This is a genomic window from Bartonella sp. DGB1 (assembly GCF_041345015.1).
Taxonomy (GTDB): domain Bacteria; phylum Pseudomonadota; class Alphaproteobacteria; order Rhizobiales; family Rhizobiaceae; genus DGB1.
Genome location: NZ_CP166769.1, coordinates 790,708 through 815,128 on the forward strand (window position 1 = coordinate 790,708; position 24,421 = coordinate 815,128).

The 24,421-nt window shown below is 29.9% G+C and carries 23 protein-coding genes, 4 tRNA genes and 1 pseudogene; 7 read left to right on the top strand and 21 right to left on the bottom strand.

The features are described from left to right. Positions 1 to 174 precede the first annotated feature (174 nt). Together AB6T46_RS03940 and AB6T46_RS03945 are read right to left on the bottom strand one after the other, a co-directional pair. Entirely contained in the window at positions 175 to 693 is a 519-nt protein-coding gene (locus AB6T46_RS03940) for a short-chain dehydrogenase (protein ID WP_370930861.1), read from the bottom strand. 865 nt (positions 694 to 1,558) lie between these two features. Next, positions 1,559 to 1,648: transfer RNA gene (locus AB6T46_RS03945), tRNA-Ser, on the bottom strand. A 234-nt stretch (positions 1,649 to 1,882) separates the two neighbouring features. Between AB6T46_RS03945 and AB6T46_RS03950 the strand changes: the two genes are divergently transcribed. Continuing rightward, entirely contained in the window at positions 1,883 to 2,176 is a 294-nt protein-coding gene (locus tag AB6T46_RS03950) for a hypothetical protein (RefSeq protein WP_370930862.1), read from the top strand. Between the two features lie 27 nt (positions 2,177 to 2,203). Here the strand turns inward: AB6T46_RS03950 and AB6T46_RS03955 are convergent, their stop codons facing one another. The 8 genes from AB6T46_RS03955 to AB6T46_RS03990 form a co-directional block, all read right to left on the bottom strand. After that, positions 2,204 to 3,076 carry a hypothetical protein gene (locus AB6T46_RS03955; RefSeq protein ID WP_370930863.1) on the bottom strand — a complete coding sequence of 291 codons (873 nt, stop codon included), beginning with the start codon at positions 3,074 to 3,076 and terminating at the stop codon, positions 2,204 to 2,206. A 163-nt stretch (positions 3,077 to 3,239) separates the two neighbouring features. Continuing rightward, positions 3,240 to 3,968, bottom strand: a complete 729-nt coding sequence (locus AB6T46_RS03960) for a hypothetical protein (protein WP_370930864.1) — start codon at positions 3,966 to 3,968, stop codon at positions 3,240 to 3,242. A gap of 1,090 nt (positions 3,969 to 5,058) precedes the next feature. After that, positions 5,059 to 5,187 (bottom strand): hypothetical protein, encoded by a 129-nt coding sequence (locus AB6T46_RS03965; protein WP_370930865.1) that lies wholly within the window; start codon positions 5,185 to 5,187, stop codon positions 5,059 to 5,061. Between the two features lie 500 nt (positions 5,188 to 5,687). After that, positions 5,688 to 5,764, bottom strand: a tRNA-Arg gene (locus tag AB6T46_RS03970). A gap of 36 nt (positions 5,765 to 5,800) precedes the next feature. Beyond that, positions 5,801 to 6,106, bottom strand: a complete 306-nt coding sequence (locus tag AB6T46_RS03975; protein WP_370930866.1) for an ETC complex I subunit — start codon at positions 6,104 to 6,106, stop codon at positions 5,801 to 5,803. A 16-nt stretch (positions 6,107 to 6,122) separates the two neighbouring features. Continuing rightward, positions 6,123 to 6,199, bottom strand: a tRNA-Pro gene (locus tag AB6T46_RS03980). Between the two features lie 83 nt (positions 6,200 to 6,282). Next, positions 6,283 to 6,990 carry a hypothetical protein gene (locus AB6T46_RS03985; protein ID WP_370930867.1) on the bottom strand — a complete coding sequence of 236 codons (708 nt, stop codon included), beginning with the start codon at positions 6,988 to 6,990 and terminating at the stop codon, positions 6,283 to 6,285. A gap of 37 nt (positions 6,991 to 7,027) precedes the next feature. Next, positions 7,028 to 8,113, bottom strand: coding sequence for an AI-2E family transporter (locus AB6T46_RS03990; RefSeq protein WP_370930868.1), 1,086 nt, complete (start codon positions 8,111 to 8,113; stop codon positions 7,028 to 7,030). A gap of 122 nt (positions 8,114 to 8,235) precedes the next feature. On the opposite strand from AB6T46_RS03990, the gene purM reads away from it, so the two are divergent. After that, positions 8,236 to 9,303 (top strand): phosphoribosylformylglycinamidine cyclo-ligase, encoded by a 1,068-nt coding sequence (purM, locus tag AB6T46_RS03995; protein ID WP_370930869.1) that lies wholly within the window; start codon positions 8,236 to 8,238, stop codon positions 9,301 to 9,303. Between the two features lie 10 nt (positions 9,304 to 9,313). Then, a complete protein-coding gene (purN, locus tag AB6T46_RS04000) occupies positions 9,314 to 9,931 on the top strand; it encodes a phosphoribosylglycinamide formyltransferase (protein WP_370930870.1) in 618 nt (205 codons plus the stop codon). Positions 9,932 to 10,030: 99 nt separating this feature from the next. On the opposite strand, the gene AB6T46_RS04005 is transcribed toward purN, so the two are convergent. Both AB6T46_RS04005 and argS read right to left on the bottom strand, forming a co-directional pair. Next, positions 10,031 to 12,184 (bottom strand): SPOR domain-containing protein, encoded by a 2,154-nt coding sequence (locus AB6T46_RS04005; protein ID WP_370930871.1) that lies wholly within the window; start codon positions 12,182 to 12,184, stop codon positions 10,031 to 10,033. 122 nt (positions 12,185 to 12,306) lie between these two features. Further along, entirely contained in the window at positions 12,307 to 14,076 is a 1,770-nt protein-coding gene (gene argS / locus AB6T46_RS04010; RefSeq protein ID WP_370930872.1) for an arginine--tRNA ligase, read from the bottom strand. A 236-nt stretch (positions 14,077 to 14,312) separates the two neighbouring features. Between argS and erpA the strand changes: the two genes are divergently transcribed. Then, complete coding sequence (gene erpA, locus AB6T46_RS04015; protein ID WP_370930873.1) at positions 14,313 to 14,636, top strand: iron-sulfur cluster insertion protein ErpA; 324 nt, start codon at positions 14,313 to 14,315, stop codon at positions 14,634 to 14,636. Positions 14,637 to 14,702: 66 nt separating this feature from the next. Then, the gene (locus AB6T46_RS04020; RefSeq protein ID WP_370930874.1) at positions 14,703 to 15,563 is read left to right on the top strand and encodes a hypothetical protein; all 861 of its coding nucleotides are present in this window, start codon (positions 14,703 to 14,705) and stop codon (positions 15,561 to 15,563) included. A 43-nt stretch (positions 15,564 to 15,606) separates the two neighbouring features. Here the strand turns inward: AB6T46_RS04020 and thrS are convergent, their stop codons facing one another. Both thrS and yidD read right to left on the bottom strand, forming a co-directional pair. After that, positions 15,607 to 17,568 (bottom strand): threonine--tRNA ligase, encoded by a 1,962-nt coding sequence (gene thrS / locus AB6T46_RS04025; protein ID WP_370930875.1) that lies wholly within the window; start codon positions 17,566 to 17,568, stop codon positions 15,607 to 15,609. Between the two features lie 79 nt (positions 17,569 to 17,647). Then, positions 17,648 to 17,977, bottom strand: coding sequence for a membrane protein insertion efficiency factor YidD (yidD, locus tag AB6T46_RS04030; RefSeq protein WP_370930876.1), 330 nt, complete (start codon positions 17,975 to 17,977; stop codon positions 17,648 to 17,650). 107 nt (positions 17,978 to 18,084) lie between these two features. Here yidD and folE point away from each other — a divergent pair, with 107 nt between their 5' ends. Together folE and AB6T46_RS04040 are read left to right on the top strand one after the other, a co-directional pair. Next, the gene (folE, locus tag AB6T46_RS04035; protein ID WP_370930877.1) at positions 18,085 to 18,708 is read left to right on the top strand and encodes a GTP cyclohydrolase I FolE; all 624 of its coding nucleotides are present in this window, start codon (positions 18,085 to 18,087) and stop codon (positions 18,706 to 18,708) included. A gap of 50 nt (positions 18,709 to 18,758) precedes the next feature. Then, a tRNA-Leu gene (locus AB6T46_RS04040) sits at positions 18,759 to 18,845 on the top strand. Positions 18,846 to 19,044: 199 nt separating this feature from the next. On the opposite strand, the gene AB6T46_RS04045 is transcribed toward AB6T46_RS04040, so the two are convergent. The 7 genes and pseudogenes from AB6T46_RS04045 to AB6T46_RS04075 form a co-directional block, all read right to left on the bottom strand. Next, positions 19,045 to 19,884, bottom strand: a complete 840-nt coding sequence (locus AB6T46_RS04045) for an ATP-binding cassette domain-containing protein (RefSeq protein ID WP_370930878.1) — start codon at positions 19,882 to 19,884, stop codon at positions 19,045 to 19,047. 5 nt (positions 19,885 to 19,889) lie between these two features. Then, a complete protein-coding gene (locus AB6T46_RS04050) occupies positions 19,890 to 20,798 on the bottom strand; it encodes a hypothetical protein (RefSeq protein ID WP_370930879.1) in 909 nt (302 codons plus the stop codon). 11 nt (positions 20,799 to 20,809) lie between these two features. Beyond that, positions 20,810 to 21,250, bottom strand: coding sequence for a hypothetical protein (locus AB6T46_RS04055; RefSeq protein WP_370932068.1), 441 nt, complete (start codon positions 21,248 to 21,250; stop codon positions 20,810 to 20,812). Further along, positions 21,227 to 21,479, bottom strand: a pseudogene (locus AB6T46_RS04060) (Rha family transcriptional regulator); the annotation flags it as partial. The gene AB6T46_RS04055 and the pseudogene AB6T46_RS04060, both read right to left, overlap by 24 nt. Positions 21,480 to 22,107: 628 nt before the next feature. Continuing rightward, positions 22,108 to 23,277 (bottom strand): hypothetical protein, encoded by a 1,170-nt coding sequence (locus AB6T46_RS04065; RefSeq protein ID WP_370930880.1) that lies wholly within the window; start codon positions 23,275 to 23,277, stop codon positions 22,108 to 22,110. A 290-nt stretch (positions 23,278 to 23,567) separates the two neighbouring features. Then, complete coding sequence (locus AB6T46_RS04070) at positions 23,568 to 23,696, bottom strand: hypothetical protein (protein ID WP_370930881.1); 129 nt, start codon at positions 23,694 to 23,696, stop codon at positions 23,568 to 23,570. A gap of 157 nt (positions 23,697 to 23,853) precedes the next feature. Further along, the gene (locus AB6T46_RS04075) at positions 23,854 to 24,420 is read right to left on the bottom strand and encodes an N-acetyltransferase family protein (protein WP_370930882.1); all 567 of its coding nucleotides are present in this window, start codon (positions 24,418 to 24,420) and stop codon (positions 23,854 to 23,856) included. Position 24,421: the final 1 nt, after the last annotated feature.

Here is a 24,421-nt window from a genome sequence, read left to right on the forward strand (position 1 = left end):
TACACCAACACGTATAAATCTACTAGCTGCTTAAGGCTGAATTACATAATGTTTGCTAATCATTTAACTTTGTGATCAGTAGTAGCATTAACTTAGAACTCATCTAATTAATGATCAACAATTAATAATCTCATCTACGCCTACTTAATAGTTATAAAGAAAAAACAACGTAACTTAGTGTTTACCAGCTGTTTGAAGTGCCTCCAAGACTTGTTGACTTATTTCTTGGTGAGTCAACCACCGCCATCCACTTGTTAATATTTTACGTCTCAATCTCACTTCAGTGTAACTAATATTATTAACGCGCGCGTGTTCAGCAATCATTACAGATTCTGCTTTAGAGCCAAAAATATGAATGATATGAGGAGGTCTAGTCCATGTAGATATCTGATCAATCAATTGACAGGAAAATGCGTGAGCCGACGAATGTACCCATAATATGAAATATTCTAAGTCTGTCCATTGCCCCAAATCTTTTACAAATTGCAACCTAGATGTTTCACAATAATAATCCAAATAAACACATTTAGCTTTCATACATAGACGTTCTATTTCAGATTTATTAGATAGAAAACGGGACGCGATGATCACCTTATCTAGCCCTAATGCTTCACATAAAGGAACCAGCATGCCCGTTCCACCAACAACTAAATAACGATAATTGCTAGTATTTTTACTGACCATTTTTCTCATTTCCACCTAAAAATCTATACATTTCTTCTGTAAGATATTACAGCATTTTTGAATTTTTTATTGCACAGATGCCACGTATACCTATTATCTTCAGATACAAAATATGCTTTTAATAATGCAACTTGACAATGCAATGCATACCCTCTCAATATTCGAACAACTGAAACAAGATACTCACACGGTAACACAGATTTAAATGGTCTACCACTATGAACAATTAGACAAACCAGTTTATTTAAACTGGCATCATAAGCGTAAATTGTCAAGCGCCTTCTTTAACAGATCAAGGTAAGATCCTTGGTATAGGGCTTGTAAGAATAACACCATCAGCGGTTGAGTTGTCATTAATAAAAGCACGCACTTCAGCTTTTGGATTATTCTTCACATCATGATGCCACTTAGGATCTTCTAGTGGTAACGGTTGTTAACGAAAATTAAACCACTTTGACAGTTGCACTACACTCCATTAGAAAGTGGACAAATATTGAGCTAAAACAAATGTAAATGACGGACGACGTATCGAACTTAATATAATTAAAATTTTCAATAAATTTTTCCTTCTTATCGCTCTTAAACTGTGGGTTGTAAACTTTTATAAATGTTATAATTGGAATTATAAATATCTCTTCTATAACAACTCCTAAAGTTAGGATGTACCTAGATATTATACTTATAAATAAAAAAGGCTAGTTAAGAAAACAAAAATGATAAATATATTAGGTATAGATACAGGGTAAGGGAAAGCGGTAACTTTACCACTCTTGACAAAAAGTACCTGTTGACTGAATAAACTGTATTATTGCAACTAACAACAATATCTGTGAGACTATACCATTTCGAGTATATAAAAGTTCGTTGTAGTCAATGGCGGTGAGAGAGGGATTCGAACCCTCGATACAGTTTCCCGTATACACGCGTTCCAGGCGTGCGCCTTCAACCACTCGGCCACCTCACCATTATCTCAATATATAACCAGCATAGATATTTTTTGCAAGTAATTTTATATCTTATCTTAAACTAATTTAATAATTTTAATAAAATAAATTAAATATTGAACGATAGTAATATCCATTAAGTCTTATTATAAGCAAGACTTAATGGCAATTCTAAAGAATAATCCTTAAATAATGGAACCATTAATAACATATAAACATTCATATGTACTTAATTTAATTAATATGAGGTTGTAATGATTTCTTTTCTTTTAAAAATTCTTGCTATAATAGCATTATTAGGAGCAATTATATCAGGGCTAATAGATGCTGCTAATTCGATAGCATCCTCAAAAGTGATAATGTCCTCTTTACAAAGCTTTTGGCAATCACTTTCTTCACAGTCTTATACGTCATTTCAAAATTGGTCACAAAATACTTTAGGTGAGAATGTTTGGAATGAATGGATTTCTCCTATAATTCACTCCCCTGCTTGGTTAGTCTTATTAATTATTTCTATAATATTATTTCTCTTAGCACCAAGACGATAAAAGTTAATTACTATATTTAAAGAGTAATTAACTTTTAACCTTAACCTCTTTTGCTGCTATAGAATATATTCTAATAGTAGCGCCATCAGCTTCCTTTACAGATAACTTTATTAATTTATCTGCTAAAAGTTCTTCTGTTCTTAGATCATTTTCTATTAAAAGATCCTGCCTAATATTTTCAAGTTCAAAAGTATAACCCTCTACACAACCTGAATTACCAAAATTACAAGAAATTTCTAAATGGACATCTTTTTTATCATCCATATTTTTAGCAATAATATCAATTATTATTGTTTTACCTGTAAAATTACTAACTAAGTCATTATTAACTTTTAATAAAATATAATCATTTTCAGACATAAAAGTGAGATCTAAAACTGGTTTATCTTGCTCTTGTGTAATTTCTAATTTACTTTGTCCTTCAGTTATAAAATTATCAGTATTGCTAAAATTCAATAATGATATCCAACCCAAACCAATATTAGAATAGCCAATTTGATTTGCTTCCAATTTATCTATTTTAGTTGAATTATAATAAAATATATTTTTATAAAAGAGCAGAAATGCTATAAAAATTATTAAAAATAAAATACTTATACAATATATATATTTTTTGTAATAAAAATTCTTTGTTAAATTACGCGGTTCTACTAAAGATTTTTCATTTAACTGCGAATACTCATAATTATTTTGTTCTAAATAGCTTTGTTCAATATCAGTTATAATTTTTTCTAGCGATAAAAAAAGTTCTTTTTTAGTATGTTCAGAAACATCAACGTTCTGCTGAAGCGATTTTATATAGATATCTCTAGCCAGAGCATAAATTTTATTACGTGTATCTACAGAAGGATTTTCATAAGATGATAAGGTATCACGTATTATTTTTTCAATATTATTCACTTAGTAACGTCCTACTAATAAGGCACTAGAAATATTATTAATTAAAATGATCTTTATATATCTTTAAACATATATCACATTATTTATTTTAAAAGATAAATTTTTTAACTTTACTCACAAACGAATGACTAAATTTAACGTAATAAATAATTATTTATATAATTTAATAAAATTTTTCATAATCAAAAAACCCTTGACATTTTAAATTATTGTATAGATTTTTATCACCCAAATAACTTATTAATCCTCTAAAATCTATTTTTTTACCATTAACATTATATATTTCATAAATATCATCTAGGTGAATTTCTTCCATTGTATTAGTATTTAGATTAGTTATAAAAAGATAAATTTCAAAAGCATTATTTTCATGTTCATTATATTCGGCTTTTATTTCCTTTATTGATTTTTTAATCGTATGTAATTCATTCTGATATATTTGTAATAATTTAAGATGTTTTTTATTATCAGGGTCAGCTATTAACTGTTGTAATTCTAATTTTCTCAATAGGAAAGAAGCTAACCACTCACGTATTTGATAATTATCTTGTTTAATTTGATGGAGTAATACATTAGCAAAGCTATAGTTATTTTTATAGCTATAGCTTAATTTTAACTTAAATGCAGTATCTGCTTGCCATAAAATTTTAGTAAATTTAGCATTACTATTAATATATTTTTTGACTTTTTTAGAGTTACTTTCTTCTAATTTTAACTTATGATGTATGGTTAATATATTTCTAATGCGTATAAAATTATATTTTATTATCCTATATAATATAAAAACTATAATTAAATTTATAACTACATACCAATCATTATTCCATAATATTATGGTTATTATAAAAATAAGATAACCGATATATCTTTTTAGTTGAATATCATTAACCATAGCATATCATAATATTTTATTAAATTAGAAATATTTAAATTATAATATAAAGTTACTTTAGTAAGATATATTGATGAATATCTATAATATTCCTGAAGAAATATAGATTAAAACTTATCTTCGAAGCTATGATTTTATCTTACTAAAAACCCATTCTAATAAAATTTTGAATATTAACTAGATTAAAATACACAAATCAACAAAAATTAATAAAGATAAATATAAAAAAATTCCGCTATCTTCTCACCTATTAATTAAATACTTCTACCATTATAGTAAATATTGTACAATCTATAATTGCAGACTTTCTTAGAACTAGTGATCTAAGAACTAATTGTAAGCTCTACTATAAAAATATATCTTAATCAGATCGATCTTCATACAAAACATAAAACTTTTTATACATTTGTTCGTTTGATTCTATACAAAAGAAATCATTTAAAAAAATATAGGAAAACAATAACTCTATACTCTCCTGAGTTTAGAATTATACCTAAGCTCACGTCCCTTTATTTTTGTCACAAATTATCTAATCTAGTACACAGATGTTTTTTTAATTATACACGTGAAGCATTTAATAACAATAATGTAAGTATCACTTGAGCATTATTGTTATTCTAAAACTAACCCTCTTTGCTTCTCCTAGGAAAGAAATAGCTATCAAATAACATGTTATAGCTATAATATAGATATCTAACTACGTAAATTAAGATATACTATATGCTCATTATTAGCTCTAATTACATTAAATTTCTACTCAGATATCTGTTAGCAATTATTATTTTTTAGATTTTTCACTCACGTCATCATTATCTTTTACCGAAACGCCGTCATAAATTTCCTATTTTCTATCAACTTTAGAATCGACCTGGGTACTAAAAACTGTAGACTTATCAAAGAGACCAATATTACCATAAACTTTAGCATTGTCAAAAACTCTAACATTATCTGAAATTTCAGCATGACCAAAAACCATAGCTTTACCATATACCCAGCTATCACCTTTATGAGATAAATTATGTTCAGATTGAATATAACCTCCAAAGTCACCTTTCTTGACAGAATTACCTATATCTCTTAAAGCCTTAATTCAACAAACTGTTACTCCATCTATTATACATTCGTTAGTGATTTCGTATTTTTTTTCCTGAAGTGGTAGATTAATAAAACCAAATATTAACAAGACAATTAATGCTCCTAAAATGACTTTTAGCTTCATTATACCCTCTCTAATATTATTAATTTTAAAAGTTATAATATATAAATTTTTCTATAGGCAATAATATTCTACTTTATATCACCGATTACCTCCTCATCCACTTAATTACCGCAAACCAAGTTAACCCTATACCCAGTAAGGTTAAGATAGTAAAGAGATAGCGTAAAATGATAAATTTTTTGATTGTGGCCGTATTTCTCTAGCTATTTCGGTAAAAATTACACTTAGAGCACTGATAGGCATAGCTGCAACGGTGATGATGTACCATCTATTTTTTTGCTTATCTGCTCTTGTTGGTTTCTATCACAATCTAAACATTGAGATTCTACAGTTAAACATTTAGCCTATAAACCAATTTCAGCTGAACTAAGATTAATTAATAGAGGTTAATTTTAAAATTCTTACAAATTTATTTTAATATAAAGCGATATATTAAAATCTATAGCATAATATTAAATATGTTATACACCGTTGATTTTACTGGATTTTTAGGAAAATAATGGCGACCCCGAGAGGATTCGAACCTCTGACCCACAGCTTAGAAGGCTGTTGCTCTATCCAGCTGAGCTACGGGGCCATTATATTTTTATTTATTAAATAACCTTTAACCTTACTAATGTGTCCAAGGTAAAGAACGATTATAGGCAAAATTATTAGAATAAGATAAATTACAACGTTTGCTCATGTGCGGTACTTCTACTTTATAAGATATACCATAACGAGATGCATAATCAACTGCACTTTCCAAACTGGTAAATTTCAATCGTATCTGTGATAACATATCACAACTGACATCATATCCCATTAATGGATCTACATCCTTTTCAAATTGAGCTGGATATTCTAATATCCAGTGTTTTTTTTGTCTTCGTCCTGATTGCATCGCATTTTTTGCTGGAACATATATACGAGCTATCATTATTCTCTCCTATTAATGGTCGGAGCGGCGTGATTCGAACACGCGACCCCCTGAACCCAAATCAGGTGCGCTACCAAGCTGCGCTACGCTCCGTTATTAACCATTATTCTTTTATTATTCTTTTATAAAAAAAATTTCAACTATTAAAATCATATTTCAACTGTTTTTTATATTATTTAATTTTTTTGCTCCGTTAATTTAAAAGCTTTATTTATAATGTTGCGATTAGCTTTCTTTTTTTCATCAATCACTAATTGATCTATATAATTGACTAAATTATTAATTTTATCTACAGTTCGCTCTACTCTAAGTAAGATATAATCTATCATATTATTATCTATAATTAACTGTCTATCTGCTAAGAGTTTTTTTAATAAACCTTTTAATAACAAATCATCTGGCGTATCTATTTTTATCATATTAACTGTGCGTAATCTTGAGATAAGATCATTTATTGTTAATTGCCAGGTAGATGGAAAATAATGAGAGGTAATTAATAAGCTAGTAGTTTTATTGATCAAAAAAGTTTCTTTGATTGCATTAAATAGATGAAATAAATTAATTTCATCTATTTTACTTTTTCCTAAATTATCAATAAATATTGAATGTCCACTTAAAGCTAATTCTACACCTTTATCTAATTCAAATTTATTTATTGATATAGCTTTAGACTTTTCTAACCATAAATTAGAAATATGGGTTTTACCACACCCCTGCTCGCCTATTAATACCGTAATTGGTGTTTGCCAAGCAGGCCATTGCTCTAAGAAACATATCGCGCTACAATTTGCTCGGCTAACAATTAAATTATCACGTCCATATATACTTTGGTAACCAAGATCAAACGATAATTGTTGCTGATAATATTCTATTTTTCTATGCATATTTTTTTATAACAAATTTATAACAGAGTTTAAATATTTACTTAGTTTCTTTTTCATCATAAAAAGAAGAATTTAAGTAAATTTTTAAAATAAATCTTATTAATACCCCTATTACCGCGGCTACAGGCACTGCTATTAAAGTTCCGGTAAACCCAAATAGATAACTAAAAGCTATCAAAGAAAACATTAACCATACAGGATGCAGCCCAACCGAAGAGCCTACTAATTTTGGTTGCAATATATAACCTTCAATAAATTGACCTACAAAAAATATTATCAATGCTATTACAATTTTACTCCAATCATCGGGCCAAAATTGCATAAAAGACATTCCAATAGATAGAACTAACCCTATCAAGGTACCAACATAAGGAATAAAACTTAATATTCCTATAATTATTCCTATAAGGAAAGAAAAATTTAACCCTAAAAAACCTAGCATAACTATATAATATAAAGCAATTATTAAGGACACGACACTTTGTCCACGGATAAAACCAGCGACTGTTTTATCCATTTCATAAAATAAATTACGCACAGTATATAAATGATTGCGAGGTATCCAACTATCTATAATTTTAACCATACGTGGCCAATCTACCATCAGATAAAATGCAATAACTGGAGCTATAACAAAAAATGAAACTATATTAATAAAAACTTTACTAGAGCTCCACAGAGAAGATAATATAGAGGATAAAAAATTTCCACTTTGTTGTAACAAATTATTAATATTATCTTGAATTAAAAACCGCCCAAAGCTAGTATTTTGTTCTAACCAAATAGAGTCAGTTTCAGATAATAATACGTCTAATTTTTCAGCATAATATGAGAAATTAGCAATAAATTGCCCTAATTGGGTAAGTAATATAGGTATTAATATTAATAATAATAAAGCCAATACTATAAAAAAGGTAAGCAAAATAAAACTACTAGAAATTGCTCTAGATATTCCAAACTGAGAAAAATAATTAATCAGTGGATTAAGAAAATAAGCCACAATAAGCCCAAATACAAAAGGCAATAAAATAGCACTAAAAATACTGATAATAATTAAAAGTACAATTAGTCCTGCAGACCAAAATAATGTTTCCTTAGGTAAGCTTTTACGTAATGGTTGCATATTTAAATCCTTTGCATAACGACTTATTATAACATATTTGTAGAAGTTTGTTAGAGAAGCAATAGACTTGTTAAAAGAAAAATGTTAAATATAAAATAATTTAGAACAATAACGAGTATTTGATGACTAACTCTAATGATCAAACAAAAAAACCTTTGACGTATGCCTCTGCTGGAGTCAATATAGATAACGGTAATCAACTAGTAGAACAGATTAAACCTTTAATTAAAAAAACACAACGCCCTGGTACAAGTGGAACAATAGGTGGTTTTGGAGGAATTTTTGATTTAAAAGTTCTAGCATTCAAAGATCCTATATTAGTTGCTGCCAATGATGGTGTAGGTACAAAATTAAAAATTGCAATTGAGACCAATAAACACAATACTATCGGTATTGATTTAGTAGCTATGTGCGTTAATGATCTTATTGTACAAGGTGCAACGCCGCTATTTTTCCTTGATTATTTTGCTACAGCTAAATTAAATCCACAACAAGGATATGAGATTATATCTGGTATTACTGAAGGATGTATCCAAGCTGGCGCAGCGTTAATTGGTGGAGAAACCGCTGAATTACCTGGCATGTATCACGATAATGATTATGATCTTGCTGGATTCGCGGTTGGAGCTGTAGAGCGTGAATTATTATTACCTAAAAAAAATATTAAAGCAGGAGATGTAATAATAGGCTTGTCTTCATCTGGTGTACATTCTAATGGTTTTTCTTTAGTACGTAAAATCATACAACAAACTAAACTTACCTGGGATTCTCCCGCCCCTTTTGATAAAAACAAAAAATTAGCAGATGTATTTTTAACTCCAACTAAAATTTATGTAAAAGTTATTTTAAAAGCTTTAAATATTATCTCATCTATAAAAGGTTTAATTCACATTACTGGTGGAGGATTTACTGATAATATACCTAGAATTTTACCTGATAATATATCCGCTAAAATACATGTAAATGAGTTAGATTTACCTCCTATATTTCAATGGTTAAAAAAAGAAGCTAACCTATCAGACATGGAAATGCTACGAACTTTTAATTGCGGTTATGGTATGCTAGTCATTGTACCAGAGGAAGATGCTGCAAAAACTTTAGACTTTTTTAACCAACATGGAGAAGATGCTAAAATCTTAGGTAATCTAATCCACAGAGAAGAAAATATAGAACCAGTTATTTATGTATAAAGATCATAAAATGAAAAAGCATAAAATTGCGATTTTAATCTCTGGTAGTGGTTCTAACATGGAATCACTGATTAAATATAGTCTTACTGATGAGTCCACTTTTGAAATAACAAAGGTTATCAGCAATAATATTAATGCTCTAGGATTAAAAAAAGCTGCTAATTATAATATAAAAAATATTGCTATTGATCGAAATAATTATCAAAATAAAGCACAACATGAACAAGCAATGTTAACCGAATTAAAAAAAGATAATATAGATTTAATATGTTTAGCAGGATATATGCAATTATTATCCTCTGATTTTATCGGTAATTATCAAAATAAAATTTTAAATATCCACCCTTCTTTACTACCTTTGTTTAAAGGACTAGATACCTACAACAAAGCAATAGAATCTGGTATGAAATTTACTGGATGCACGGTACATATAGTTACAGAAAAAATGGATGAAGGAAAAATAATAGCTCAAGCTGTAGTCCCGATATTTAAACATGACACTAGCAGTGATTTACAACAAAGAATTTTAAATGCAGAACATCTGTTATATTATCGTGCGATAGAACAATATCTCAATAATATTGAAAATAATAATATTAACAATGAAGATAGATTAATAAATTTATAGAGATCTCCTCTAATAACTTAAACTTTCACGTTAAGATATCTAAATTTACTGAATCAACTACGTAATTAAGTATAATATCAATCATATATGTGATTGATATTATTGTGATACGACAAAACAGCTACCACCGGCTTGTCGATAACCATCACAGAAAGTTTGTGCTTCATTATAACTATTCAAAGGTACACGCAAACGATAATATACCCCCTTTCCGGCTACTTCACTTTCTTGTATTATAATCCTATGCCCTTGTAATATCGTTCTATAACGCGATATTAATTGATTTAAAGCTGTGTCAGCTTCAGCCTCTGTCGTCAAAGATGCTATTTGCACATAAAATGGAGCATTAGCTACCCCACGTAAAACTGAATTAATCGGCAATGGAACATCTTCAGCTAAATCAACATAAGATTCTGAATCAGACTGATTATTAGTATCCATTTGTTGAACATCTTCATCAGACAATGAAAAATCTACAACTTTTCTCTCTAACGGCATAATATTAGAATGTTCGTCTTTATTATCTAAAATAAAAGCCGGACTAGCAGCAATATTTACAGGAGTTATATCGGTTAAGGTCGTATTTCCACCTAAAATAGCAGAACTAGCTGCCGAATTATTATTTGTAAATACTGATGGTGGAGAATTATGTTTGGAAGCATCTGTATTTTCAGCCAAATGACCAGGTAAAGAAGAAATAATTGCATCTGTATCTTCAACATTTTCATATGCTGGTACTTCTGGAATATTGTTAAGATCTTCTTGCGACGCAAGTAAATTATCCTGCCTCTGCGAAACTTCCTGTCCTTCTAGTTGATTATATGCTATAGAGCCAGCCTCGTTACTAGTTTCCATATTTACCTGAGGTACAACTTTAACATTAGCTAATTTAGATTCTATTACTACAAAATCATTGCTTTTTTTATTGTAAAATAAATATATCCCACTAGCTACCAAAGCTATAGAAACTAATAATATTAATCTTAAGCGCGTAAATATTTTTATTTTCTTTATTGGTTTTTTATTAAAAATTTGTTGTACAGCTACAAAATCTTTATCATTATTCCAACCAAGTAAATCATTACTAATCTTATTATGATAATCCTGTTGGTAATTACTAAAAGATTTACTATTAGGAGAGCTGACTTGATCTATACTAGGCGCAGCATAACTTGGATTTTCTAAATCATCAAAATGTTCTCTTTGAGTAAATCCTGTTGTCGATCTAACAGAATTAGTATCACTAAAGTTATAATCTGAATTTATACTGCCTCGTGTTAAATTCAGGTTATCATTATGAATATCAGATAAAATTTCTTTTTCTACAGATTTATTATTATCATAGTTATCTAAAGGTGAAGCCATAATGATGTCTTCAACAGCCTTAATATTTTTACCATAGACTTTTGAAGTCATAACTATAGGTGGAGACATTTCTTTTAACATAGTCTCGCTATTAGCAACTGCAGGCTTTAAATAATCATCATTATTAAAATTATCTGATTGCGTATTTCTTTTTTTTCCGTCTTTGGATATATTAGATTCCTCTTCTAATAACTGTCGAAGATTGATATCTAACTCGTCTATCATCTTAGTAATGGCTTGATCTCCTTGTACTGCAGGATTTATATATAAACATTCATTATTATATGGATATTTATTTAAACCTATCCAACCTTGATCTTGTTTTATCACATTGGACAAATTTTGTCTTATGTTACAAGATAACCTTACTACATCTTGGTCAATTTTCTTTTCATCGATGTATGTTAACTGCTTATTTTCATCGTGTTTATTTGTTGGCAGCAACAAATTTTCATCTTCCTGAGAAGGTGAAAATGCTAATTTATCTTCAGTTAAACTATTTACAATATGAACAGGAGCAAAATTATCTAACTTAATTTCTTTTTTTACATTATAACAATCTCTAATTTCTTGCATCCGCTTACGGATATTTTCTCTTTTTTCTGAAAATAGTCGAAGCTTTTCTGCTAAGATTTCAGACTTTTTTTGCTGATTATAATCAAGATTAGATGATTGCTTTAAACTTTTTACAGCCCTAAAATCTTTACTTGAGTAATTTCCACTTTCAGAATTAGCTAAATTATCATCTAAATTATTCAAATTGAGAACATCCGAGTCATTAGTTGATAATTTAGAAATATCACCCATAAACTTACGCGTAATTTCTCTAAAAGAATTATCTAAATCTTCTTGTTTTACCTCCGGTGTAAATTCTCTAATGTTATTCATCGATCAGTTCCGTAGATTAGCAAATTGTCTGATATAATCTATTATAGTTAAATATTTTAATTAAAAACAAGATAAATTTATATATACTTATGATATCTAATTTGTATAAAAAATATATAAATTTACCTCATTTCTTCCGGCGCATTAATACCAATTATTTTTAACCCATTTTTCAAAACTACAGCTATAGCTTTAACCAAAAATATTCTAGCTATTGTTAGATCTTTATCATTTATTTGCACAAAACGTAAATTTTTATTTTCATTACCTTTGCTCCAATGTGAATGAAAATAAGCTGCCAAATCAGCTAAATAAAAAGCTAATCTATGTGGTTCTCTGTATAATGCAGCTATTTTAACTACATGCGGATATTCAGCCAATTTTTTTATTAGTGATAATTCACTATCATCTTTTAATAAAGATAAATAATTAGCAGTTTCTCCTGATAAATTAATAGAGTTTATTGATATTTTTAATTGTTCATATGCCTGTTTAAAAATGGAATAACAGCGAGCATGTGCATATTGAACATAAAAAACTGGATTATCTTTAGATTGCTCTTTTACCTTATTAAAATCAAAATCTAAACTTACTTCTGCTTTACGAGAGATCATCATAAACCTGATAGCATCTACTCCTACCTCTTCAATAACTTCTTTTAAAGTAATAAAATTACCTGCTCTCTTAGACATAGTTAATTTCTTACCATCACGCAATAAATTAACTATTTGACAAAAGAATACCGTCAATTTTGATTTATCACCAGCAACAGCCTCAGCTATTGCCTCTAATCTTCTAATATAACCAGCATGATCAACCCCTAATACATAAATCATTTCATTAAACGACCTATCGTATTTATTTTTAAAATATGCTAAATCAGCAGCAAAATAAGTAAAAGATCCATCTGATTTAAGTAAAGGTCTATCCATATCATCGCCTAACTTAGTAGAGTTAAACAATAATTGTTGCCTGTCTTCCCAATCAGGATCGGCCTGCCCCTTAGGAGGAGGGAGACGCCCCTCATAGACATACCCTTTAAGAGTAGCCAAATTAATAGCAGAAACTATATCTGCAGCCTGGTTAGCATGTAACGATTTTTCAGAAAAAAAGATATCATGATGAATATGCAAGCTAGCTAAATCATTTTTAATAAGTTGCATCATCATATCCAGAGATACCTGAGAGATGATATTATAACGTTCTTCAGCTGACATATTTAGTAAATTGTTACCATAGTCTTGCTTTAATTTTTCACCTACTTGTATTAAATATTCACCCGGATATAATCCTGCAGGGAAACTTGGTATATCCTCACCTAAAGCTTCTTTATAACGTAAAAATGCAGAATCGGTTAAAACTTTAATTTGCCCACCAGCATCATTGATATAAAATTCTCTAGTTACGCTATAGCCATTTTCTGCTAATAAATTAGATAAAACGTCCCCTACTACAGCCCCTCTGCAGTGACCAATATGCATAGGTCCAGTAGGGTTACAAGATACATATTCTACATTAACTTTTTTATTATCACCGTAATTTGTACGTCCGTAGTTGGTATCTTTTATCAATAATTGCGACAATATTTTATGCCAATAGCTTGCTTTTAAGCGAAAATTAATGAAACCAGCCCCGGCTATTTCTATAGTATCAATTTCAGGATCTTTACTCAAAATATTAATTAAATGTTGCGCGATATCACGAGGTTTAATTTGTAAAACTTTAGTTAATACCATAGCTACATTAGTAGAAAGATCTCCATGCTGAGGATCGCGTGGTACTTCAACAACTATTTTAGATGTGAGATTGGCATTTAGTAAATCAGCATTAGCTATTTCTGACTGCTCTAAAGCTAATTTTATTTTTTGCTCCCATTCAGAGAAAATATCCATAATTTTTATTCCACTAAAATATTGTTAAAGATCACTAATACCAAGATAACCTTTTTTATGCTAAAAAAACAAGGAAAAACCTAATAAAACAACATATTTTTAAGGTATTAAGTCAATTAATAGCTGTTTGTTATGGTCATAGAGAGAAAATATATTGCATTTATTTGAATAAATCTTTAAAAAAGACAGAAATATATGTATAATTCTATTCAGAAATTAACATAAATAGGATAGAAATGTCAATAACTATTACTGATGCTGCGGCCAAACAGATATTACTAATTTTAGCAAAAAACCCAGCAAAATCAGCTTTAAGAATTAAAGTCGAAGGTGGAGGATGTTCTGGATTTTCCTATAAATATCAGTTAGAAGAAAAAGCAACTGAAGATGATATAATAATTGCTAAAAATAATGCTACTATTGTAATAGATCCTATATCCTTACCTTTTTTGCAAGGATCAGAAGTAGATTTTATCAATGATCTTATGGGAAAATATTTTCAAATAAATAACCCTAATTCCAGCTCTGCCTGCGGATGCGGTGTCAGCTTCTCTATATAAAAAAACTTTAAAATCAATTGCTTATATAAGAAAATTAAATAAGAATTATTAATAAGGATCGGCTAAATGTCAAAGTTAAGATATTACTTTAAATATTCTATTTATCTAATATTAATAATTACAATAAGTACTCCTTCTCTCCAAGCAAAACAACAAAATGTTACTACATTATCTTTAAATGCTTCAATAACTGATAATAACGACTTTTTAAAGGATAATGTAAATTGGTTTTTATTCACTAATAATGAAAATAAGCCAAAATTGATCTTTCAAAAAAAAGGAGGATCTGAAGTATTAACGATACCTAAAGGAGACTATATTTTAGTTACCCTATATGGATATGCTAAAGATATTAGTTACTTAAACATAACTAATGATAATTATAAGAAAAATATAAATTTAAATGCAGGAATATTATCTTTATCTCCTTATTTTAAAGATAAAAAAAACATTAAAAAACAAGAGCTTAAAGATTTTTCTTTTAGTATATCATTAATTAATGAAGAACAAGACTCAGAAATAGTGGTTATAGATAAAATATTACCGGAAACGCCAATAATTATTAAACAAGGCTTTTATAATATAACAACATATTATCGAGGAGAAATAGCCGCAAAAAATGAATTAAATATTGTAGCGGGAAAATATACTCAAGCAGATGTAAAACTAGATTCAGCACAAATTACCGTAAGTTTAGCTAATAGTGAATCTGGTGAAGCTCTAGCTGGTACTTCTTGGTCAATCATAACCGAAACTAACGACCTAGTGTATGAAAAAACCAGTTCTTATATCAGTCCAATGCTAATTGCAGGCACATATACTGTGATGGCAAAATATGATGGCGAATTATACCAAAAGAATATTATGGTAAAATCTGGTGAACATAAAAATGTAACTTTAATAACTTCTATTGATAAAGTGCAATAAAATAACTTATCATCAGCCTATTAATTAGACTGATGATAGTAATTTAATTTTTCAAATCTGGAGGAAGAATATCAATTTTAATCTGATCTAAAAATTGATCTAATGCCATTATTTTTGTCTCTTGAGAACCTAAATAACGCAAGTTAACATTATTTTCTTCGGCTTCTTTTTTACCACAAATTAAAATTATAGGTACTTTTTTTAATGAATGTTCTCTAATTTTATAATTTATTTTTTCGTTACGATTATCAAACTCCACTTCAACACCTAAAGCCTGTAATTTAGCAAAAACCTCCGCTGCATAATCTTCTGATGTTTCGGCTATATTAGCAACTACAACTTGTACCGGCGCTAACCATAAAGGCAAATTACCAGCATAATGCTCCAATAAAATACCTAAGAATCTTTCCATGGAGCCAAAAATTGCTCTATGGATCATAACAGGAACTTTTTTTTCAGAGTTTTTATCGATATAAAAAATACCAAATCTTTCTGGTAAATTAAAATCTAACTGCGTAGTACCACATTGCCATTCTCTTCCAATAGCGTCTTTTAAAGTATACTCGAATTTAGGACCATAAAAAGCTCCCTCACCCGGAAAAATCTCTATTTTTATTTTATTTTCTGACTGTTGCTCTATAATTTTCAAAACATCTGCCATCAATTTCTCTGCATGATCCCATACTTCATCACTTCCTACTTTTTTTAGCGGTCTAGTAGAAAGTTTAACTGTAATATTATGGAATCCCATATCAGCATAACAGCTTAAGATTAAGTCATTTATATGTAAAAACTCAGCCGCCATCTGTTCTTCTGTACAAAATACATGTGCATCATCTTGAGTAAAACCTCTCACTCTCATTATACCATGTAAAGATCCTGATGGTTCATATCTATGAACTTTACCAAATTCAGATAAACGCAATGGTAAATCACGATAAGATTTAAGACCATACTTAAAAATTTGTGCATGACCTGGGCAATTCATGGGCTTTAAAACATATTGCCTCATATCATCAGCATCATCTCCAGCACAAGTTACTTTAAACATATTTTCCCTGTACCATTCCCAATGTCCAGATGCTTCCCACAAAGATTTATCTAATATTTGCGGAGCATTTACTTCTTGATATCCTAAACTTTCCAATCTTCGTCTAGCATAAGAAATTAAATTTTGAAATATTTTCCAGCCATTTGGATGCCAAAAAATCACACCAGGACCTTCTTCTTGCAGATGAAATAAAGACATTTCTCTACCTAAGCGTCTATGATCTCTTTTTTCTGCCTCTTCCAACATGTGTAAATATTCATTAAGATTATCTTCATTAGCAAAAGCAACACCATAAATACGGGTTAGCATAGGATTATTCGAATCACCGCGCCAATATGCTCCGGCTACCTTAGTTAATTTAAAAGAATGTCCAACCTGACCGGTAGTTGTCATATGTGGGCCACGGCATAAATCAAACCAATCACCATTAAAATATATTTTTACGTCTTCCTCATCAGGAATAGAATCTAATAATTCTAATTTATAAGCTTCTCCTTTAGCCGCAAATATTTCTTTAGCTTTTTCTTTTGACCAAATTTCTTTTTTAAATGCTTGATTTTGTTTAACTATTTCATGCATTTTTTTTTCAATAATAGACAAATCGGCTAAAGTAAAAGGTACGTCTCTAGCAAAGTCATAATAAAAACCATTTTCAATGGTAGGACCTATAGCTATTTGGGTATCTGGAAATAAAATTTTAACTGCCTGAGCTAAAATATGAGCACAATCATGTCTAATAAGTTCTAAAGCTCGTGGATGATCTCTAGTGATAAATTCAATATTTCCACTGCATGATATAGGATCATGTAAATCATATATGTGGTTATCTAGTAAATAAGCTACTGCTTTTTTGGCTAAAGATTTTGCTATATTATTAGCTAATTGATAACCTGTAATATTTTGTTGATAGTCTCGAATTGATCCGTCAGGAAAAGATAAAGAAATATTAGTCATTTTATGTCCTATAACCAGTCCCACCTACTATGTGAGTGGAGTAATTTACAATATAATTAAGTTTATCATATTATGATATTTATTCCAAATTTTCTTTATGTTTTCTAACCAGTTGATAATATTTCCACGGCATAAACCAATAACAATTTTTAGGTAATTTTTCTATCACTGGATGCCAACCATGACTACCAAATGGATTACAGCTAATAATACGGAATAAAGTTAACCAGCCCCCCGCCCATAATCCATGACGAGCTATAGCCTCATATGCATATTCAGAACAACTAGGCACGTGGCGACAATGTTGACCTATGAAAGGCGATAAAATAAATTGATAGATTTTAATAAAATTGATAGCTATTATTCTTCCTATAGTTTTTTTATATTTTCCTTGATAATTACGCTGCATCTGTTATCCATTATTAAAATATAAATTTAAACTATATAATATTATTATTTTGATGAAAAATAAATAATATTATGATAAATCTATGGCAAAATATTTAAGGATTAACTATGCCAACTGATACTTCATCTATAATTAATAAGCAAAAAATCGACAGACCAACGCAAGAAGAGGCTGAAGAAGCGGTAAAAACGCTACTTTTATGGGCAGGTGAAGACCCTAATCGTGAAGGACTGATTGACACACCTAAAAGAGTAGTAACTGCTTATAAAGAATTATTCTCTGGTTATGATAATAGCGATAAAAAACTATCTAATACCGTATTTAACGAGATATCAGGATATTGTGATCCTGTATTAGTGAAAAATATTGAATTTTTTTCACACTGTGAGCATCATATGCTTCCTTTTACTGGAGTTGCTCACATTTCTTATCTACCAAATAATTGCGTTATCGGTTTATCTAAAATAGCGAGAATTGTTGACTTATTTGCAAAAAGATTTCAAACTCAAGAAGCTTTAACAGCACAAATAGGCTCCTTTATTCAAAATAACATAAATCCAAAAGGTATTGCTATTATGATAGAAGCTGAACATATGTGTATGGCAATAAGAGGTATTAAAAAATTAGGATCATCTACAATCACTACTAGTTATTATGGTGAATATAAAGATAATGAAAATTATCAACAACAGTTTTTAAATTTGGTAAATCGTAATAATTTACAAAAATAACTTGTTATAATACTTGCAGTATAAATATTAGTTTGCTAAATAATAAATATGCGGTCGTGGCGGAATTGGTAGACGCGCAGCGTTGAGGTCGCTGTGGAATAAACCCCGTGGAAGTTCGAGTCTTCTCGACCGCACCATATTTTCCATAAAAACCTAAGAATATCAACGATTTACAGCCGATTTAAGATTGAAACATTCTTTACACACCTTTTTAAATTTAATACAGTTAAATCATACAAAAAATATAAAAAACTTATCCTCTGCTAAATAATTTTACTCGTTTAAAGATGTTATTTATAGCTTTTAAAACTCATATGCTATTCCTGTTATATAGCGCTAAGTGTTTTTGGTATGTTCTAAAAATCTACCAGCTTGCGAGTCAAACATTTGTCGATAAAGTAAATTAGTTTGATATAAGCTTCTATGATTTGAGTCACCAACTATTTTCTGTTTATCTAGCAAAATTACTCTAGTAGCATGAGTCACCGTGGACATTCTATGAGTAACATAAATTGCTATTTTATTTTTCGCTGTTTTTTCTATTATACTATATATTTTTTCTTCACTAAGCGGATCAATTGCAGAAGTAGGTTCATCAAAGAAAAATAATTCTTTTTTCTCTTCATCAATAAGAGATCGCATTATCGCTAATTTTTGCCATTGCCCAGTTGATAAATCTGATCCAGAAAATTCTTTACCTAATTGTTGCGTTAGAGACGGAATTCCCTCCATAAAAAAATCATCACCAAATATTTTACTATTGTTAACCGAGCGACCTAATAAAATAGCTTCCTCAACGGTAAAATTAAATTGTGCAAATAATTGTGGAACATAAGCACTTTTAGCCCAATAATTTTGCAAACCATAATTGTCTAACTCTATTCCATTAACTAACACTTTACCAGAGGTAGGTTTCAATAGCCCCATTAAAATACGTACTAAAGTCGTTTTTCCTGAACCATTCAGTCCAACTAAGGCTATTATTTCATTCTCTCTAATTTTAAGATTGATATTATCTAAAATTAATTTATCTCCATATTTAAAAGTGCAATTTTTCAATTCTAAAGTTTTAATTTTTTTTGATTCAAGTAGTGATAATGGTTCTATTTCGTTCACATTAGAATATTTATCTATGTAAGTAAAATATTTCTCAAAAAATAACATATGTCCAGTCATCCAGCCTAAATATTCAGATGCTGATTTGGTGGAAGCTTGAATACTCTCTGGATCGCTTGTAATAAAAACACTAAGGAAGCTAAACCTATAACTCCTACTGAAATAAGATAAAAAACGTTATATATCATTGCCAGACTTATGAGAATAATTGAGATGGCAGAGATAAAAGATAAAAAAGAAATTTCCCACCTTACTTTATACATTATTTTTTTTACTTCATTGTGCATTTGTATAAATTTTTGTTTTAAAAAATCGCTAAAGTGGTAAATCCTAATTTCCTGCATTGCGGTTTTATCAACGCTAAGTGAAAATATATATTTCATCATTCGAGATTGGAAATTTCGAGTTAAAGTGCCAGACCATAATTTCTGCTGAGATCTTGCAGATACAAAAAAAATAATTGCCCCTAACCCCAAAGATAACAATGGAAGATAAATAGAGATATGGATTATAGAAAGAGAAATGGAAATAATAGATACTACAGAAGTTATTATTAATCCTAAAGTTACAATAAAATTAACTGGCCGATTAGAAATATTATCTTTTATAACATCGATGTCTTTATAAATTTCTTCATCTTCAAAAATATTTAAATATTTAATATTATTAATAGCGGTTGATATTTTTAATGTAAAATATAACAGCATATTTTCTGCCATAGCAGATTGAAGTAACATGATAATATTAGCCAAAAAATGGGGGAAGGATAAACTAAATACCCAAACTATCGCATATAACACCACATCACTAATGTTATTTGCCTCAAAAGCACTAATCATCATCGATATGGAATAAATAGTAATAAGAGGAAAAAAACCGGCGAAAATAGTAAGCAATAATAATAATATAGCTAGCTTAGGAGAGGATTTTATAAGTTCAATCGTAGTACGAAAAAATATTTTACTGTTTTTCATCTAAAGCCTAATTAATTTATCTCAGTAGAAATATTATCTTTCTTTGCATGATACAACATAATTTGTTGTAAATCTTCTACAGTTTTAAGGCTTCTAACAGAATCATAGGCTTTTTGAATATATACCATCAAACTTTCCACCTCTGGCAAACGGTCAATATATTCTATTAACTCATCTTTTAAATTTTTCTCATCGGCATTTTTTACCACTGCTCCAGATATATGATATAAATTCCTATCCTGATTATTACGATAAAAATATGGAATCATACCTTCATTTAAATCCATAATTTCATTATTAGAAATAAACTCTGAACAATGTTGCAAGTCATGTTTTCTTGGTTTTGATAATTGTAACTCTCTTTCATCAACTGATAATTGATATATAATTTCTTCATCGTGTTCTATTGCTGGTTTAGCTGTAGAAGGAACGTGTTGCTGTTCTAATTCCAACCAGCAATCAACAATCTTTTCTCTTAGGTGCTATAACCAGATACCAAAATTAAACACTCGCGTTTGGGAAGGTGGTAGCATTTTGGTTGCTTTCCTTGCTTATCTAAATAGGTGCCGCCAAATTTGGAGAGACCCCTATCAGAGTATAAATCTTCTAGCATTTTATTAACATCACCATAACATGTCCGTGCTTTTTATTACACAATGTTGCAATCTCATGACTAAACATAGTTAACACTGATGTTGTTTACATCGTTTTCTTTAGCTTGTTTTAATTAAGAGTTCTTTTTAGCTTTTTGTGCATTATTTATATAATTTATTAAACCGTCTCTGATTTTTCTCCTAACGAAATTAAAGTTTTGATTAAACACCATATATGGTGTCGGGTGCTCAAAACACGGTCGTTAGTCCGTCGTTATGCTTTTCCCTTGCGGGTATTTTATAACATAACCCCACCCGACATAAAACGCATGTTTAAATAGCATAGTAATAGGTCGATTGTTAGGGAACGGTAAATAAATTTCGGTTATTTATCCGCTTATGGTTTAGTGTGTTGAGGCACTGTAAGATTAGGCTATGATCTTTTTTAGCCATTTATCAAATGGTTTTTGTATTATTTACTGTTGATAATTCTTTAACAATTTGACCTTTGCTTACCAGAATTGGGGAGCAAACATTTACTAAAATTTTGTAAAAGATATAAAGAAGGTTTTCCCCGTTTTCGGTGAAAATCTTCTTTAACGCTCGCTAATTTATGCGACCGTTAAACACAATCCAGTTATATAGGTTTTCGCCAGAATTGAAGAAAACTATAATCACTCTTTGCTTGAATAACTTTAGATATATATTAGCAATTATTATTTTTTAGATTTGCTATATATTTCGGTATTACCATTTACCTCAGTATGGCTAGAAATTTCCGCATCTCCACCAACTTTAGCATTACCTGAAATCTTAGCCATCCTATTAACCTTAGCATTCCCGTAAACTTGAGCCTTACCATAAACCTTAGCTCTATCAACAATTTTAGCTTCACCATAAACTTTAGCGTCCTCATAAACATTAGACCAGTCTACCCTAGCACTATCAAAAACCCTAGCGTTACCAAAGACCTTAGCCATATCAAAGACCTTAGCATTACCATAAATTTTAGCATCTCCATAAACTTTAGAATAGTTATAAACTTCAGCACTTTCGCTAACCATAGCCTTACCATAAATTTCAGCTTCGGCATAAACCTTAGCATCACCAAAAACATGAGCATTGCCATAAATTTTCGCTAAAGCCACCTTAGCTTCACCATAAACCTTAGCATTATCTTTTACTACAGTCACTATATCCTTATCCTTTGCATTACCATCATAGACTTTAGCATTATCACCCAAAACCATATAATTACTGTAAAATTTAGCATCACCAAATTTTTTTAACTCCTCATAAACTTCATCATTACTACCAACCATAGCATCTTCATAAACCATAGCGCTATCAAAAATCTTAGTATTACCAAAGACCTTAGCCATATCAAAGACCTTAGCATTACCAAAAACATGAGCATTGCCATAAACCCTTGAATAGCCATAAACTTCAGCCTTGTCATAAACCATAGCATCTTCATAAACCATAGCGTTACCAAAGACCCTAGCATCTCCATAAACTTTAGCCCTGAAGCCAACCTTAGCATCACCATAAACATGAACATTACCATAAACTTTAGCATTACCACCAACCTTAGCATCACCATAAACCATAGCTCTACCATACACCTTAGCTTTATCGTATACCCAGCTACTCCCTTCATGTGATAAATTCTTTTCAGATTGAATAAAACCACCAAGGTCACCTTCATCGATATAATCACCTACATCTCTTAAAGCTTTAATTCGGCAAAGTTTTACCCTATCTTCCGTTATACACTCGTTAGTGATTACGTATTTTTTCCCTGTATCTTTAGCCTGAGCGTGTATATTGCTAAAGCTAAATATTACAAAAACACTCAATGCCCCTAAAATACTTTTAAACTTCATTATACCCTCTTAAAATTATTAATTTAAAAAGTTATAACATATATATAATTTTTTCTATAGGCAACAATATTCTACTCCTATATCTACTCTTACCCCTTCATTTGCTTAACCACAGCCCATAAAGTTAACCCAACACCAAGCAAGGTTAGAATGGCAAAGAGATAACGTAAGATGGTAAAATTTTCTGATTGTGGCTGTATTTCTCTAGCTATTTCGGTAAAAGTTGCACCTAAAGCACCTATAGAGGTAAAGGCAACGTCTTTACCCTATTTTGTTTTGCTTATCTACTCTTATTCATCCCTATCACAATCTACACATTGAGATGCTACTCTTAAACCTTTAGCCCATAAACTAACCTGCGCTGACCTACGATTAACTAATCTTTGCGATATCTTATAACCGCTATAAGTCCAGCGCATTAACTCTTAAGGAACAACATCATAACTACCCTTATTACACACTTACTTCAATTAACTTTACTGAACAAAGTAAGCTTCCTACATTAATAGAACCTTTTATTTTTGCGAAAAATAAAAAGCAAAATTAACTATCTATAAACTGAATTTTATATCTTTTTCAATGTTGTAAAGTCGGCATCACAAGCATATGATAATTATTACCATTAAAATTGAACTCTCCAACATCAACAAATCCTACTCGAATATGAAAAGCATAAGATCGAGGATTAACCTTATTTACAAATGTTACCGTTAAAGGAAAACGCTTTCCAAATAAGTATCGTTGATACTCCAAAAGCTTTTCACCTATTCCTTTACTACGATATTCCTTAGCTATACAAATAGGCCCATACTGATAAGATGTTTCTTTATTAAGCCGTTCTCCATTAAAAGAATAATCATTCAAAATGCTCTGCATATAATCAAACATTGCCCAAGGCTTTAAAAAAGCCCAAGATGCTCCAATAAGCATAGCTGCCATCCTTCCATTTGAGCGATCTACAGCAATAGTTACTCCTTGTTCTTTACGACTAAGATCCTGTAATTGTGAAATACTCATATCAGTAGTAACAAAACCATCAATACGCCCCTCTTCAGAAAGATTTTTATAATGATAACTTTCTAATAGTTCTTTAACATTGGCTATATCTTCATCTTTAGCGCATCTAATTTCAATATCTAACATA